We start from the raw sequence: 14,143 nt of genomic DNA, 5'->3' as shown, positions 1-14,143 counted from the left end.
CTTTCGCAGCGCGTGCGGTTGGGGCACGATGGCGTTCGAGGGAGAGCGCCATGCAACCGATTCAGCTCGGCCGGATGCGAATTCACAAGGTTTACGAGATGGATTCGCCCGTGCCACTGCTCGGCCAGTTGCCCGGTGTCACCAGCGCCGACATGGCGCGGCTGCTGACCTGGTACGATCAGCTCGACGAGGTCAATTCCGATCCCGAGACCAGCCTGATGACCTTTTCGGTCCATTCGTGGGTCATCGAGATCGACGGGACGACCGTGCTGATCGACACCTGCGACGGCAACGACAAGCAGCGGCTGATTCCGGAGGTCTCGGGCCTCAACACCGATTACCTCGGAAACCTGCGCCGCGCCGGATTCGCGCCCGGCGACATCGACCTGGTCATGTGCACCCACCTGCACTTCGACCACGTCGGCTGGAACACCCGGCTCGACAACGGCAAGTGGGTGCCGACCTTCGAGAATGCCCGCTACCTGTTCGGCAAGCGGGACTACGAATATTTCATGAGCGCGCCCGAAAGCGAAGCGGTGCATCTCGCCGCCTTCCTCGATTCGATTTTGCCGATCATGGAGGCCGGGAAGGGCGAGCTGGTCGACGAGGACCACATCGCGCTGGGCGAGATTGCCGACGGGGTGTGGATGGAGCCGGCGTTTGGCCATTCGCCGGGCTGCTGCACGATCTCCGCGCAGGCCGGCGGAGCGCCGGCACTGTTCTGGGGCGACGTGATTCACCACCCCGTCCAGCTCATCCGCCATGACTTGCGCTTCGCCTTCGACACCGACGGGGCCGCGGCCAGCGTCACGCGCAAGCGGACCATGGAGCGGGCGGCGGATGACGGCTTGCTATGTTTCCCGGCGCATTTCCGCCGCACCAGCGCCGGGCGCGTGCTGCGCGATGGCGATGCATTCCGCTACGAATGGGTAGCAGAATAGGAGCCGCGCGAGCGAGACAGCCCGGAACCTATCGTGTCGGCATCCGTGTAGGTCTGATTGAAACCAGCAAACACACGGGGTGAGCGACTCTCTTGATTGCAAGTGAAACCGGGTTCAAGGCGCCCGCAATGGCCCTATCCCCCCTCGACCGCACCGCGCTGCGCCACGCCTTCCGCATGGACGAAGAGGCCTGCATCGAGCAGCGCTTGCGTCAAGCCGCGCCGGCAAGCGCGCTGCAACCCGAAGCAGCCGCCTTCGCCGGCAAGCTGATCGCAGGCGCACGCAAGCGCAAGGCCGCCGGGCTCGACGCCTTCCTGCACAGCTACGGCCTCGCCACCGAGGAAGGCATCGCCCTGATGTGCCTGGCAGAAGCGCTGCTGCGCGTGCCCGATGCCGGGACCGCCGACGCGCTGATCCACGACAAGCTCGCCGGGATCGACTGGGGCGAGCATCTCGGCGAGAGCACCTCCACCTTCGTCAATGCGGCCACCTTCTCGCTGATGCTAACCGGCGAAGTGCTGCGCGGCGGCAAGGCGACCGAACATGGCATGGGCAAAGCGCTGCAGCGCGCCGTCGGGCGGCTCGGCGAGCCGGTGATCCGCAAGGCGACCCTGCAGGCGATGCGTATTCTCGGCGGGCAGTTCGTGTTCGGGCGGACCATCGAGGAAGCGCTCAAACGCGCCGCGCCCGAGCGCAAGGAAGGGCTGGTGCACAGCTTCGACATGCTCGGCGAGGCGGCCATGACATTCGCCGATGCCGAGCGCTACCGGGCGAACTACGAGGCCGCCATCCGCCGTCTGGCGCGCGAGGCCAAAGGTGGCTTCCGCAAGAGTCCCGGCATTTCGGTCAAGCTCTCGGCGCTCTACCCGAAATACGATTTCTATCACGGCGAGGCGGCGAAGGCGGCGCTGGTACCGATGCTGCGCGAGCTCGCCATGCTGGCGCGCGAGGCCGATATACACTTCACCGTCGATGCCGAGGAAGCCGATCGGCTCGAGCTGTCGATGGACATCATCGAGGCGCTGGTCGCGGACGACGCCCTGTTCGCGGGCGGCTGGGAAGGCTTTGGCCTCGCTATCCAGGCCTACCAGAAGCGCGCGCTGCCGCTGGTCGACTGGACCATCGCCCTCGCCCGCAAACACAACCGCCGGCTCATGGTCCGGCTGGTCAAGGGCGCTTACTGGGATACCGAAATCAAGCTGACGCAAGTGAACGGCCTGCGCGACTACCCCGTGTTCACCCGCAAGGTGGCGACCGACGTTTCCTACCTCGCCTGTGCGGGACGGATGCTCCAGGCGGAGGACGTAATCTACCCCGCGTTCGCAACCCACAATGCCTATACGATCGGCGCAATCAAGGCGCTTGCCGGCTCGAAGGAACTCGAGTTCCAGCGCCTCCACGGCATGGGCGAGGACATCTACGAAGAGCTTGCCGAACAGGAGGAGAAAGCCGGTGAAAAGCCCACCACGGTGCGCATCTATGCGCCGGTCGGCGGGCACAAGGACCTGCTCGCCTATCTCGTGCGGCGGCTGCTCGAGAACGGGGCCAACTCCTCGTTCGTCAACCGCATGGCCGACGCCGAGGTGCCGATCGAGGAGCTAACCACCGATCCGGTCAAGGACCTCGCCGCGCTCAACCCCTTGCGCAATCCGACCATCCCACTGCCTGCGGAGATCTTCCCCGGGCGGCTCAACAGCGCCGGCGTCGACCTCGCCGATCCGCTGGTGCGCGAACCGTTGATGGACGCGATTGCTTCGCTGGCCGGGCGGCAATGGGAAGCCGGGCCGACGCTCGGCAAGGGCGGCAAGGCCTACGAGATCATCAGTCCGCAGGACGACGGCGCCGTGGTCGGCACCTGCCGCGATGCGACCAAGGCCGACGTGAACCTCGCCTTCGATCGCGCCAGAGCGGTACAGCCCGGCTGGGACGCGCTTGGCGGCGCTTCGCGCGCCGAGCTGCTCGAGGAAGCGGCCCGCCTCTACGAGGCGCACACCACCGATTTCATCAGCCTGTGCATGCGCGAGGCCGGCAAGACGCTGCTCGATTCGGTGCTCGAGGTCCGCGAGGCGGTCGACTTCCTGCGCTACTACGCCGACCAGGCGCGGCGCGAATTCGGTCGTCCGCACCGGTTGCCCGGGCCGACCGGCGAGGACAACTATCTCAAGCTTCACGGCCGCGGCGTGTTCGTCACCATCAGCCCGTGGAACTTTCCGCTGGCAATCTTCACCGGCATGTCGTCAGCCGCGTTGGCGGCGGGCAACAGCGTGCTGGCCAAGCCGGCCGAGCAGACGCCGCTGATCGCGGCGCTCGCCGTGCGGCTCTGCCACGAGGCCGGCATTCCGGCCGATGCTTTCCAGCTCGTCACCGGCGGCGGCAAGGTCGGGGCGATGCTAACCGGCGACGAGCGCCTCGCCGGGGTCGCCTTCACCGGCTCCACCGAGACCAGCCACGCAATCAACCGCACGCTGGCCGAGCGCAAGGGCGGTGTGGTGCCGATGATCGCCGAGACTGGGGGACAGAACGCATTGATCGTCGACAGTTCCGCCCTGCCCGAGCAGGTCACCCGCGATGTGCTCGCCAGCGCGTTCCAGTCGGCCGGGCAGCGCTGCAGCGCGCTGCGCGTGGTCTACCTGCAGGACGTAGTTGCCGATTCGATGCTGGAGATGATCCGCGGCGGGTTCGAGGCGCTGGTCATCGGCGACCCGGCGAAGCTGGATACGGACATCGGCCCGGTGATCGACGAGGACGCGCAGGCCAATCTCGAGAAGCACATCGCGTCGATGAAGCGCTCGAAACATCGTGTCTGGCGTCGCAAGTTGCCCAATGCCGCCAAGGCCGGAAGCTTCGTCGCCCCGACGATCATCGAGATTGGCTCGATCCGCGAGCTCGAGAAGGAGCATTTCGGTCCCGTCCTGCACGTGGCGCGGTGGAAGGCCGGCGAGCTCGACCGGGTGATCGAGGACATCAATTCGACCGGCTTCGGGTTGACGCTGGGGCTGCACAGCCGGATCGACGCGGTGCACCGCCATGTCGAGGCGAACACCCGCGTGGGCAACCTTTACGTCAACCGCAACCAGATCGGCGCGGTGGTCGGTAGTCAACCGTTCGGCGGGGAGGGGCTGTCCGGCACCGGCCCCAAGGCCGGCGGTCCGCATTACCTCTACCGCTTCGCCACCGAGCGCGTGACGACTATCGACACTACGGCGGCAGGCGGCAACGCGAGCCTGCTGGCGGGAGGGTAGAGCGGGCCGGCGGTTGTGCCGTTGCCAGTGAGCGGATAGCTTTCGACCTCCTCGATGTCCGATGGAGGATGTGAGTAATGGATCGGCCTTTCAACTTTTGGGACCTTTTGATCGGCGTTGGATACGGTACTTACATATCGATGCTGGTCTATCGATTGATGGGCTGGATTCCCGTGCGCGCCATGCTCGTGTGCAACATCATCTGGCTGGCGACGATCTGCTTGCAGATCGCCAGAACCCTGAAACAGCGCCAGGAAGCCGGGCCCTTGCGCTAGTAAGAGGGCGGCGACTCACCCCGGCGGTGCCATTGCAGAGGGGAATAAACCGCGCGTCCCCTTGCCCCGCGCGCGCACTTCGGGAATCCCTCGCCCATGGCGATTCTCTCCGACAACTGGATCCGCGACAAGGCGCTCAACCACGGCATGATCGAGCCGTTCGTCGAAGCCCAGCGGCGCGACGGCTGCATTTCCTATGGACTCTCGAGTTTCGGATACGACGCGCGGGTGGCGCCCGAGTTCAAGATCTTCACCAATGTCGACAGCGCGATCGTCGACCCCAAGGACTTCGCGTCCAATTCCTTCGTCGATCGCGAGACCGACATTTGCGTGATCCCGCCCAATTCCTTCGCGCTGGCGCGCACAGTCGAGTATTTCCGCGTGCCCGAGGACGTGCTGGTGATTTGCCTTGGCAAGAGCACCTATGCCCGCTGCGGAATCATCGTCAACGTGACCCCGCTCGAGCCGGGCTGGGAAGGACACGTGACGCTGGAGTTCTCCAACACCACGCCGCTGCCGGCCAAGATCTACGCCAATGAGGGCGCCTGCCAGTTCCTGTTCCTGCAGGGCAACGAACGACCCGAGGTGACCTATGCCGACCGGGCGGGCAAATACATGGGGCAGCGGGGGGTCACGCTGCCCCGCCTTTGACATTCAGGGTAGCGCGAACTTAACCACTAGACGGACGTTGCGCCCCGGCTGAACGACCAGGTCCTTGTTGAGCGATGCGGCGTTGCGAGCGACCTCGTTCGCCAGGTTCTGCCCGGCAACGACGAACTCGATGCCGCGCCGGCCGGCGAAGGGCCGCCACGCCACTTGCGCCGAGAGATCGTAATAGCCGGGAGTGGGGGTGTCGTAAGCTCCGGGCTCGTCCTGCCGAGCGACCTTGATGAGCGTGAAACCGGCATCGACGCGGTCGCTTCCCCAATCGAGCCCGCCCCCGATCCGCCAAGGCGGGATGCGCGGGACGTTGCTACCGTCACCAAGCGTTGCCCGGGTGTAGTCGCCGAGGACATTCGCCTCGAGCCGGCCCGCGGGCGCATCGGCCAGAACGTAGCTCGCCTTGCCCTCGATTCCGCGAAAGTGCGCGTCCTGCTGGCGATAGAACATCTCGCGGAAATCGCCTCCGGGATCGCTTGTGCAGTTTCCGTCCTCGCTGCAGGTCCGGCCGGTCAGGTCGCCGTAGATGTAGTGGCTGAACCAGCTCGAATAGACGCTGCCCTCGAGGTGGAACGCGCCGGAGCGCACGCGCAGCGAGGCTTCGAGCGAATTGGCCCGCTCGATGGTCAGGTCGGGGTCGCCGATCTCGAAGGTACCGGGCCCATCGTGCGGCCCGCGCGCGAACAGCTCGGTGATCGCCGGCGCGCGGCCCGTGCTGGAGAACAGCAAGCCGACCTTGACCGCATCGCCTAGCTCGTAAAGCGCCCCCAAGGCGCCGCTGAGCGGGGTGAAGCTTCGGCTGGTGAACGCCCCCGAGGCCGGAGTTCCGGTCAGCGCGACGTTCTCCACCCGGCTGCTCAGCTCGAGGTGAAGCTGCTCGAGCGGTTGGAGGTCGACGAACAGGTAGCCGGCGACGTTCTCGCTGGTGGTCGGCAGCAGGTAGCTGCTCGCATCGCCGAGCGCGGCGAAGTCGCGGTGCTGGTATTCTGCGCCGAGCGCCGCGTTGGCGAGCATGCCGATCGGGTTGAGGAGCAATTCGGCGCGGGTATCGTATTCCTTGTTCGTGAATGTCGCGGCGATCATGCCGGCGCTATCGATCTCGGAATGCTGGTAGTCGGCGTAGCTGCCATCGACGTTGAGCGTCTTGAGCAGTCCCGTGCCGAGCGCGAACGACGAGCGCGTCAGCAGCTTGGTCTGGGTCATGTCGATGTGGCTGGTCTCGGCCGGAATGCCGTACTTGGCATCGTATCGCTCGATTGCCGCGCCGACATGGCTGTCGCTGCCGCCGAAGAAATATGACCCGCCCAGCGAAGCCCCGTGGCCGGTGAAGAAGGTGTTCGCCTCGGTTCCCAGCGGCGTCGAATAGTCGCCGGCGTCGCGGACGAAGGCATCGGCGTGGAGCGCGAGATTGCCGACCGCCGCGTCGGCCAGCGCCGAGCCCTGCCAGGCGTCGTCGACCGTGCCGTAGCTGCCGGTCACCTCTCCGGAGAACGGGCTGGCCGGAAGCGACGTCGGCACGCGGTCGTTGATCGCGTTGACCACGCCGCCGATGGCCTGGCTGCCATAACGCAGGGTCGCTGCGCCGCGCACGACCTCGATGCGCCGGGCCGACAGCGGGTCGATCGGCACGCCGTGGTCGGGCCCGACGTCGGACACGTCGGACACACCGGTGCCGTTCTCGAGCAGGCGGACACGGTTGGAGTCCATTCCGCGGATAACCGGGCGGCTGGCGCCCGAGGCGAAGCCCGTGCCGGCGACGCCCGGCACTTTCGACAGCGCTGCGGCGATCGAGGAGCCACCGCTCTTGAGAATATCGTCGCTGTCGACCGAGGACGTGATTGCCGGGGTGTCGTCGAGCTCGTGTCCGAAAGGCGAGGCGGTGACGATGATTTCGTCCTCGCTCGCTAGGTCCGGCGCGGGAGACTGGTCCTGGGCGGCGGCGAGATCGGGATGAAGCGCGGCGGCTGCCACGCCGGCAAGAAACAGGAAACGCATGGTTGAAACTCCGGAGTGCGGCGCGCCGGCCAAGCCTGAGCGCGCCGGTGCCGCTGGAAACAAGTCCGTCGCAGGTTGCGCCGGCAGGACTCTTAGCGATGAATCGGAGTTATTGCGGTGGAGCCCGGCCCAACCAGCCGCGTGGCGGCTGTCGCAGCGACCACTGAGCCATTGCTGCGATAGTACCCCAAAGCATGGAGGGCGGTGGCGGGGGAGCCAAACTGGCGTTCGGCGCGACGTAGTGCCCCGCGATCGCCGCTTCCCAGCACTGCAGACAGTATTCGGGCGCCTTGTTGACGGAATCGGTCGACACGCTCGCCGCCCGGTCTGCCCCGTGCAACTGAGCAGCCACCGCGCGGCCCACCGGCTGGGCAGCGTGGACATGCGACTGGACGAACACGCACTGCACGAGCAGCGCCGCGCAAAGCAGAACGCGCGAGAGGTGGAGCCAGCCACGCGCAGGGGCGTGCCGACGGCGAATGATGCCGACACTCGCGTGACGCTTCTGCGCGTTAGCGTTACAATATAACATGCTGGAGCCTAATGCCGCGGCAAGCTCGTTGCTCGAAACAGGCCTGAGCCGGATCGCACCGAAATTGCGACCAGCCGATCAGCCCTGCGCGCTCTTCCGTTCCGCCAAGGCCGCATCGAGATCGTCGTCGAGTTCGTAGTAATTGCCGGACAGCACATCGTACTTGCCCGAGACGAGCGCCAGCACCCGGTCGGCGCAGCGCTCGAGATCGGCGTCGGCCCCGGGATCGGTTTCGCGCTGCTTGAGCCGCGCGACCATACCGGCGAGGTGTTTTTGCGCCGCAGGGTCTTCCATCGTGTCGCGCGCCAGCTTGGTGAATACGAACCCGGGATCGATCGCGAACACCGCCACGCCGGTTCCTTCCAGCTCGGCGGCCGCCTCGGCGACAATGCGGTTCTGGGCGATCTTGCCCGTGCAATAGGCCGAGAGGTTGGGTGCAACGATCCGCGCCGCCTTGGCCGAAACGCACACCGCGTGACCGGTCCCCCGCTCGATCATACCCGGAAGCAACCGGTTGAGCAGCAGCATGGGGGCACGAATGTGCACCGCCTGGGCCTGCCACCACGCTTCGGGATCGACTTCCCATAGCGGCCCGAACGGGCCCGGAATCCCGGCGTTGGAGACGAGGATGTCGATCGCGCCGAGTTCGCTCGAAACGGTGGCCACGGCGCTGTCGACCAAGCGCGGGTCGGTCACGTCGCACGGCACCGCCAAGGCGTTGCTGCCGATAGCCGCGGCAGCCTCGCCGATCTCCCCCGGCGACCGCGCCAAAAGCGCAACTTTGGCGCCCTCTGCCGCCAGTCGTTCGGCAATCGCCCGGCCGAACCCGCGGCCAGCGCCGGTGACCATGGCAACGTGTCCATCGAGCTTACCCATGCGTAATTCTCCTTTGCGCACCCGCGCTATCGCGCGCGCGGCACGGAGTCGAGACAGGCTGCGACGATCTGGAAAATGGAGCGGGCGAGGCGATTCGAACGCCCGACCCCAACCTTGGCAAGGTTGTGCTCTACCCCTGAGCTACGCCCGCTCACTGGCGCTCGGAAACACGCGGTTTCCGTGGGAAGCGCGCGGTTAGCAGCCGCCTTGCGCCCCCGCAAGAGGAAATCGCGCGCCTGCGCCGCCGCCCTTGCCCATGGCGTCCGCGCCCTTCACAATGGCGTGCGAAGGCCCACATTGGCCGCACATTTTCGTGAGCAGCAGCAGGAGCTTCACCCTTGGCGAGCATGGGTCTCAATATCGACGAACAAAAGGCTGTCGAACGCTTCCAGAAGGACGTGGTCGCGCCATCGCAGGACAAGCTCGTGGTGCTGGATTTCTGGGCCGAATGGTGTGGCCCGTGCAAAGCACTCGCGCCCATGCTCGAAAAGGTCTGCGGCGAATATGCCGACAAGGGCGTGATCCTGGCCAAGCTCAACGTCGACGAGGAACAGTTCATCGCCAGCCAGTTCCAGGTCCGCTCGATCCCGACGGTTTATGCGATATTCCAGGGTCAGCCCGTCGCCGACCTGACGCCGATGCGAAGCGAATCGCAGTTGAAGCAGGCGCTCGATCAGTTGTTGTCGCAGCTTCCGGTCAAGGCCGGAGCAGCGGGCGGCGGCGATGCGGCCAAGCCCGACATCGGCGGCCTCGTGGCGATGGGCGAACAGGTGCTGGCCGACGGCGATGCCGAGCGCGCCGCTTCGGTATTCCAGCAGATAGCAGCGATGGCACCGGACGAGCCCGGCGTACAATCGGGCCTGATCCGCGCCCTCGTCGCCGCGGGCCGCACCGAGGAGGCTCAGGCGGTCTATTCCTCCCTTCCCGAAGACCTGCAGAAGGACCCGCTGGTGAACCAGGCGCACAGCGCCATCGAACTCGCCGGGACGCAGGTCGACCCAGGCGAACTCGATGCGCTGCGCAAGGCCGCCGCCGAGCGCCCTGCCGATGCCCAGGCACAATTCGATTTCGCCCAAGCCGCTTTCGCCGCGGGCGAGCGCGACGCCGCGGCCGACACACTGCTCAAGTTGGTCGAAACCCAGCCCGAGTGGGAAGACGGTGCGGCCCGGGCCAAGCTGCTGCAAATCTTCGAGGCCGTCGGGCTCGATGATCCGTGGGTCGCCGCGCAGCGTCGCAGGCTTTCGCTGCTCCTGTTCGGATGAGCGCCGAGCGGCTCTCGATCTTCCCGCTTCACGGGGTGATCCTGTTTCCCGGACTGCAGTTGCCGCTGCACATCTTCGAACCGCGCTATCGTGCGCTGGTCGGCAGCGCACTGGCCAGAGACCGGCGCATCGCCATGATCCAGCCGCAGTCCGACCGCGAGGGCGCGCCGCTGTTCTCCGTGGGCTGTGTCGGCCGGATCGAGGATGTCGAGGCTCTCGAGGACGGTCGCTACAATATCGTTCTCGAAGGCCAGTCACGCTTCCGCCTGCTGCGCGAAATCGATGTCTCGACACCATTCCGCCAGATCGAAGCCGAGCTGATTGCCGATCCGGACTTCGAAACGCTCAGCGCGGTCGAGCGCGCAAGCTTCGAACGCGAAGCCCGCAACTTCGCGGACCAGCAGGGCTATTCGGTCGACTGGAGTTCGGTCGCGCAGCTCGACGACGAATCCCTGATCAACGGCGTGGCACAGATCGCCCCGTTCGACGCCGCTGCCAAGCAGGCCCTGCTCGAAGCGGGCACCATCGCCGAACGCTGCGAGCTGCTGGTTCAGCTGATGCAGTTCTTCGGCCGGAGCGATCCCGACGAGGGCCGGGTCACCCTGCAATAGCGCTAGCCCCCGAAGCTCCCCCGCAGCCCGTCGATAACGAACTGGGCGGCCAGCGCCGCGAGCAGCACGCCGAGCAGGCGGGTGATGACCGCTTCCACCTTATCGCCGAAGATCTTCATCAGGGGCGAGGCGAGGACCAGCGCGATCAAGGTCAGAGCCATCACCGCAGCCAAGGCGCCAAGGATCACCAGCGTCTGCTCGGTCCCGTGGGCGCGCGCGGTCATCAGCATGATAGAGGCGATGGCGCCCGGACCGGCCAGCATCGGCATCGCCATCGGAAAAACCGAAACGTCTTCGATCTCGGGTGTCTGCTCGTTCTGGACGCGAATCTTCTCGGCGCGTTCCTCGCGCCGCTGTGTGCGCTTTTCGAACACCATCTCGAGCGCGATGAGAAAGAGCATGAACCCGCCGGCGATGCGGAAGCTGTCGAGTTCGATATGCAGCGCGCCGAGCAATTGTTCGCCGAACAGCGCGAAGGCGACGAGGATCACCGAGGCAATCAGCGTCGCGCGAATGGCCATCGCGCGCTGCTGGCGGGCGTCGGCGTCGGCCACGAGTCCCGCATAGATCGGCGCACACCCCGGCGGGTCGATCACCACGAACAGGGTTATGAAGGCGGAGAGGAACAGGTCGAGCATGTCAGCCGCAATCCGGCGCCGCCTGCCCGGCCGGGACTTGCGGGGCCGGCGCGGTGCGGCGGAACACCTCTTTCATGCCATCACCTTGCCGCGTGCGGATGACGATGGTCCGGCTGCAGTCGGCGGCAACCCGCGTGTCCCACGCCAGCGTGCCGTCGTTCGAAACGTTGACCGCCCAGTTTTCGCCCCGGCGATAGTCGAGCCTACGCGGCGGGGGACCGGCCGGACACTCGGCAACGTCCCCCGCAATCATGTCGGGAGAGACGTCGGCCGTATCGTCGGGCAGGCCCTGGTCGAGCACCCAGCGATAGTCGCCCTTGCGCTGCCGCTGCCAGACGGTCACGAAGCGCGCCCGGTGTCCGTCCGGATATCGCGCTCCGCCCGTGCTGACCGCAAACGAGCCGTCGCAGCTCGACCAGACATGATCCGGGCCCCAGACAATCGGCTCAGCCGGATCGTCCTGGCCCTTGAGCGCCTCGTGGGCCTTGACCAGGCGAGGGCTGGCCATCAGCGCGTCATCGGTCGAGAACTCGCGAAAGGCAGTCCAGGTGCCCTTCTCCCGCGCCATCCGGGCGAACGCCAGTTCGGCCGCGATGACCTCGCTGGGATGGGCGACCGGCCGCAAATCGCGCCCCCGCCCGGCGTCCCCCGGCCGGCCCGGCCCAGCACTGCAGCCGGCCAGGATCGCAAGAGAAGCAAGGGCAGCGGCGTAGCGCATCAGAGGGCATCCTTCGGCAGGTCGAGGCCTTCGCGGCGATAGGCCGAAACGAGCGTGTTGCGCAGCAGTACGGCGATCGTCATTGGCCCGACCCCTCCGGGAACCGGCGTTATCGCCCCGGCCACCTTGCTGACCGATGAGAAATCGACATCGCCGACCAGTCGCTTGAGTTCGCCGACTGCGCCGACGCGGTTGATGCCGACGTCGATCACGGTGGCCCCGGGCTTGATCCAGTCGCCCTTGACCATTTCCGGCTGACCGACCGCCGCAACGACGATGTCGGCACGGTGCACGACCTCGGGCAGGTTGCGCGTGCGACTATGCGCCGCAGTCACCGTGCAGTTGGCGTCGGCGAGCAGCCGCGCCATCGGCCGCCCGACGATGTTGGAACGCCCGATCACCACCGCCTCGAGCCCGGACATGTCGCCGAGCGTATCCTTGAGCAGCATCATGCAGCCAAGCGGCGTGCAGGGGACGAACCCTTCCTGCCCCACGGCGAGGCGGCCGGCGTTGACGATGTGGAAGCCGTCGACGTCCTTGTCGGGATCGATCGTGTCGATGACTTTCTGGTCATCGAGCCCTCTGGGCAGAGGCAGCTGGACGAGGATGCCGTCGACCGCCGGGTCGGCGTTGAGTTCCCGCACCTTGGCCAGCAGCGTCGCTTCGTCGGTGTCCGCGGGCAATCGATGTTCCCACGAATTCATGCCGGCGGCCTCGGTCGCCTTGCCCTTGGAACGGACATAGACCTCGCTCGCGGGGTCTTCGCCGACCAGCACCACGGCGAGGCCCGCCTTGCGACCCGCCTTCTCCTCGAATGCGGCGGCGTGTTTCGCGACCTTCTCGCGCAGGCCGGCGGCGAACGCCTTCCCGTCGATCAGGCCTGCGCCCATCAGTAGGCTATTCCCTGCAGCACGATCAGCAGGATCTGCAGGCCAAGCACCAGCACCAGCGGCGAGAAGTCGATCGCTCCGGTTTCCGGCATGATCCGGCGGATCGGCCCGAGGACCGGTTCGAGCAGCGAATTGATAGAGCGATAGACCTGGACGAGGAACTGGTTCGAGGAATTGACCACGTTGAAGGCAAACAGCAGCCCAATGACGAATTGCACGATCACCAGCATGACGACGATGTTCGTCAGGAGGGCGATGATCTGGATAAGCGCGTACATCGGATGCCTTTCGGTGGAATTGCCGGTGTATCGTTAGACTAAGACAGCGGCAGGCTTCAAGCGCTAGCGGCCTTGCGGATCAACGTACCGGCGCCGCGGCTGGTGAAGAATTCGAGCAGCATGGCGTGGCCGACGCGCCCGTCGAGCACGACCGCCGCCTCGCAGCCGCCTTCGACGGCATGCACGCAAGTCTCGAGCTTGGGGATCATCCCGCCGCTAATCGTCCCGTCGGCCTTGAGTTGCTCGATATCGCGCGGGGTCAGATCGGTCAGCAGCGTGCCCTGCTTGTCGAGCACGCCGGTCACGTCGGTGAGCAGGAACAGCCGGGCGGCGCCGAGCGCGGCGGCAATGGCGCCGGCCATCGTATCGGCGTTGATGTTGTAGGTGTGCCCGTCTGCGCCCGCGGCGATCGGGGCGACCACCGGGATCATCCCGGCCTTGCTGGCGGTTTCGAGGATCGTCGTGTCGATCGTCTCGGGCTCACCGACGAAACCGAGGTCGACGACCCGCTCGATGTTGCTGTCGGGATCCTTGGCCGTGCGGCTGACCTTGCGCGCGGTGACCAGCCCGCCGTCCTTGCCGGAAATGCCCAGCGCCTTGCCTCCCGACTGCGCCAGCCAGCCGACGATTTCCTTGTTGATCGCGCCCGAGAGGACCATTTCGGCGACCTCCGCGGTCTGCTTGTCGGTCACGCGCAAGCCGTCGACGAAGGTGCTCTCCACGCCCATCTTGCGCAGCATGGCGCCGATCTGCGGGCCGCCGCCGTGGACGACCACCGGATTGATGCCGACCGCCTTGAGCAGCACGATGTCCTGCGCGAAATCCTGCGCCGCGTCGGGATCGCCCATGGCGTGGCCGCCGTACTTGACGACGAAAGTACGACCCGAATAGCGCTGGAAATAGGGCAGCGCCTCGATCAGAGTCTCGGCCTTGGCGAGCATCTGCCTGTCCTCGCTCACGTGCACCAATCCTCTCGCAGCCCTCGGTTTCGTGGGGCGCGGCTGTAGCGGCTCGGTCCCGGCCTGCCTAGCACAAGTGTGCGCGCAATTGCCGGCGCAGGCGGGTCGCCGCGCGGGCGGCGCGGCCTGCCGCAAGCACGGGAGCCAGATCGCACCGGCTTCGTCTTGCCTGCGAGAGCACCCGATCACGGAGCCCTCACGGACCGGCCGCGACCTCCCTCCCCTCCTGAGGGCCGGTTCCGAGGGTCGCAAGGGGCGGCGGCGCA

Annotated in this window: 13 protein-coding genes and 1 tRNA gene; 6 read left to right on the top strand and 8 right to left on the bottom strand. The window is 66.5% G+C overall.

The annotated features are described in order from the left end of the window. The first annotated feature begins 50 nt into the window (after positions 1-50). The 4 genes from Q7I88_RS04795 (at position 51) to dcd (ending at position 5,109) form a co-directional block, all read left to right on the top strand. Positions 51-941 (top strand): MBL fold metallo-hydrolase, encoded by an 891-nt coding sequence (locus Q7I88_RS04795; protein ID WP_305097898.1) that lies wholly within the window; start codon positions 51-53, stop codon positions 939-941. A 128-nt stretch (positions 942-1,069) separates the two neighbouring features. Next, positions 1,070-4,183, top strand: a complete 3,114-nt coding sequence (putA, locus tag Q7I88_RS04790; RefSeq protein WP_305097897.1) for a bifunctional proline dehydrogenase/L-glutamate gamma-semialdehyde dehydrogenase PutA — start codon at positions 1,070-1,072, stop codon at positions 4,181-4,183. Between the two features lie 77 nt (positions 4,184-4,260). Beyond that, positions 4,261-4,458 (top strand): hypothetical protein, encoded by a 198-nt coding sequence (locus tag Q7I88_RS04785; protein WP_305097896.1) that lies wholly within the window; start codon positions 4,261-4,263, stop codon positions 4,456-4,458. 96 nt (positions 4,459-4,554) lie between these two features. Next, entirely contained in the window at positions 4,555-5,109 is a 555-nt protein-coding gene (gene dcd, locus Q7I88_RS04780; protein ID WP_305097895.1) for a dCTP deaminase, read from the top strand. Positions 5,110-5,112: 3 nt separating this feature from the next. Here the strand turns inward: dcd and Q7I88_RS04775 are convergent, their stop codons facing one another. The 3 genes from Q7I88_RS04775 to Q7I88_RS04765 all read right to left on the bottom strand — a co-directional run bounded on the left by Q7I88_RS04775 (position 5,113) and on the right by Q7I88_RS04765 (position 8,672). Beyond that, positions 5,113-7,113, bottom strand: coding sequence for a TonB-dependent receptor plug domain-containing protein (locus Q7I88_RS04775; RefSeq protein ID WP_305097894.1), 2,001 nt, complete (start codon positions 7,111-7,113; stop codon positions 5,113-5,115). A 610-nt stretch (positions 7,114-7,723) separates the two neighbouring features. After that, positions 7,724-8,521 (bottom strand): SDR family NAD(P)-dependent oxidoreductase, encoded by a 798-nt coding sequence (locus Q7I88_RS04770; protein WP_305097893.1) that lies wholly within the window; start codon positions 8,519-8,521, stop codon positions 7,724-7,726. 76 nt (positions 8,522-8,597) lie between these two features. Next, positions 8,598-8,672: transfer RNA gene (locus tag Q7I88_RS04765), tRNA-Gly, on the bottom strand. A 196-nt stretch (positions 8,673-8,868) separates the two neighbouring features. Here Q7I88_RS04765 and Q7I88_RS04760 point away from each other — a divergent pair. Together Q7I88_RS04760 and Q7I88_RS04755 are read left to right on the top strand one after the other, a co-directional pair. Further along, entirely contained in the window at positions 8,869-9,783 is a 915-nt protein-coding gene (locus Q7I88_RS04760) for a tetratricopeptide repeat protein (protein ID WP_305098558.1), read from the top strand. Beyond that, positions 9,780-10,394, top strand: a complete 615-nt coding sequence (locus Q7I88_RS04755) for an LON peptidase substrate-binding domain-containing protein (RefSeq protein WP_305097892.1) — start codon at positions 9,780-9,782, stop codon at positions 10,392-10,394. The genes Q7I88_RS04760 and Q7I88_RS04755 overlap by 4 nt, the downstream gene beginning before the upstream one ends. Positions 10,395-10,396: 2 nt before the next feature. On the opposite strand, the gene Q7I88_RS04750 is transcribed toward Q7I88_RS04755, so the two are convergent. Genes Q7I88_RS04750 through argB form a run of 5 tightly spaced genes read right to left on the bottom strand, consistent with a single transcriptional unit; the run spans position 10,397 to position 13,859 of the window. Further along, entirely contained in the window at positions 10,397-11,032 is a 636-nt protein-coding gene (locus tag Q7I88_RS04750; protein ID WP_305097891.1) for a MarC family protein, read from the bottom strand. A gap of 1 nt (position 11,033) precedes the next feature. Continuing rightward, on the bottom strand, positions 11,034-11,750 hold the full coding sequence (locus Q7I88_RS04745) for a hypothetical protein (protein ID WP_305097890.1): 717 nt from the start codon (positions 11,748-11,750) through the stop codon (positions 11,034-11,036). After that, positions 11,750-12,640 carry a bifunctional methylenetetrahydrofolate dehydrogenase/methenyltetrahydrofolate cyclohydrolase FolD gene (gene folD, locus Q7I88_RS04740; protein ID WP_305097889.1) on the bottom strand — a complete coding sequence of 297 codons (891 nt, stop codon included), beginning with the start codon at positions 12,638-12,640 and terminating at the stop codon, positions 11,750-11,752. Before folD ends, Q7I88_RS04745 begins: the two co-directional genes overlap by 1 nt. Next, positions 12,640-12,918: a YggT family protein gene (locus Q7I88_RS04735; protein ID WP_305097888.1), complete on the bottom strand. Its 279-nt coding sequence runs from the start codon at positions 12,916-12,918 to the stop codon at positions 12,640-12,642. The genes folD and Q7I88_RS04735 overlap by 1 nt, the downstream gene beginning before the upstream one ends. A gap of 56 nt (positions 12,919-12,974) precedes the next feature. Next, positions 12,975-13,859 (bottom strand): acetylglutamate kinase, encoded by an 885-nt coding sequence (argB, locus tag Q7I88_RS04730; protein ID WP_305098557.1) that lies wholly within the window; start codon positions 13,857-13,859, stop codon positions 12,975-12,977. Positions 13,860-14,143: the final 284 nt, after the last annotated feature.

The organism is Croceibacterium aestuarii (genome assembly GCF_030657335.1).
Classification (GTDB): Bacteria; Pseudomonadota; Alphaproteobacteria; order Sphingomonadales; family Sphingomonadaceae; genus Croceibacterium_B; species Croceibacterium_B aestuarii.
This window is presented reverse-complemented; position numbering and strand designations above follow the sequence as displayed.

Excerpts from the sequence above, each read along its gene's own strand:
- Q7I88_RS04785 (WP_305097896.1), top strand. The coding sequence starts at position 4,261 with ATGGATCGGCCTTTCAACTTTTGGGACCTTTTGATCGGCGTTGGATAC.
- Q7I88_RS04795 (WP_305097898.1), top strand. The coding sequence starts at position 51 with ATGCAACCGATTCAGCTCGGCCGGATGCGAATTCACAAGGTTTACGAG.
- Q7I88_RS04775 (WP_305097894.1), bottom strand. The coding sequence starts at position 7,113 with ATGCGTTTCCTGTTTCTTGCCGGCGTGGCAGCCGCCGCGCTTCATCCC.
- Q7I88_RS04755 (WP_305097892.1), top strand. The coding sequence starts at position 9,780 with ATGAGCGCCGAGCGGCTCTCGATCTTCCCGCTTCACGGGGTGATCCTG.
- putA (WP_305097897.1), top strand. The coding sequence starts at position 1,070 with ATGGCCCTATCCCCCCTCGACCGCACCGCGCTGCGCCACGCCTTCCGC.
- argB (WP_305098557.1), bottom strand. The coding sequence starts at position 13,859 with ATGCTCGCCAAGGCCGAGACTCTGATCGAGGCGCTGCCCTATTTCCAG.
- Q7I88_RS04770 (WP_305097893.1), bottom strand. The coding sequence starts at position 8,521 with ATGGGTAAGCTCGATGGACACGTTGCCATGGTCACCGGCGCTGGCCGC.
- Q7I88_RS04735 (WP_305097888.1), bottom strand. The coding sequence starts at position 12,918 with ATGTACGCGCTTATCCAGATCATCGCCCTCCTGACGAACATCGTCGTC.
- Q7I88_RS04750 (WP_305097891.1), bottom strand. The coding sequence starts at position 11,032 with ATGCTCGACCTGTTCCTCTCCGCCTTCATAACCCTGTTCGTGGTGATC.
- folD (WP_305097889.1), bottom strand. The coding sequence starts at position 12,640 with ATGGGCGCAGGCCTGATCGACGGGAAGGCGTTCGCCGCCGGCCTGCGC.
- Q7I88_RS04745 (WP_305097890.1), bottom strand. The coding sequence starts at position 11,750 with ATGCGCTACGCCGCTGCCCTTGCTTCTCTTGCGATCCTGGCCGGCTGC.
- Q7I88_RS04760 (WP_305098558.1), top strand. The coding sequence starts at position 8,869 with ATGGGTCTCAATATCGACGAACAAAAGGCTGTCGAACGCTTCCAGAAG.
- dcd (WP_305097895.1), top strand. The coding sequence starts at position 4,555 with ATGGCGATTCTCTCCGACAACTGGATCCGCGACAAGGCGCTCAACCAC.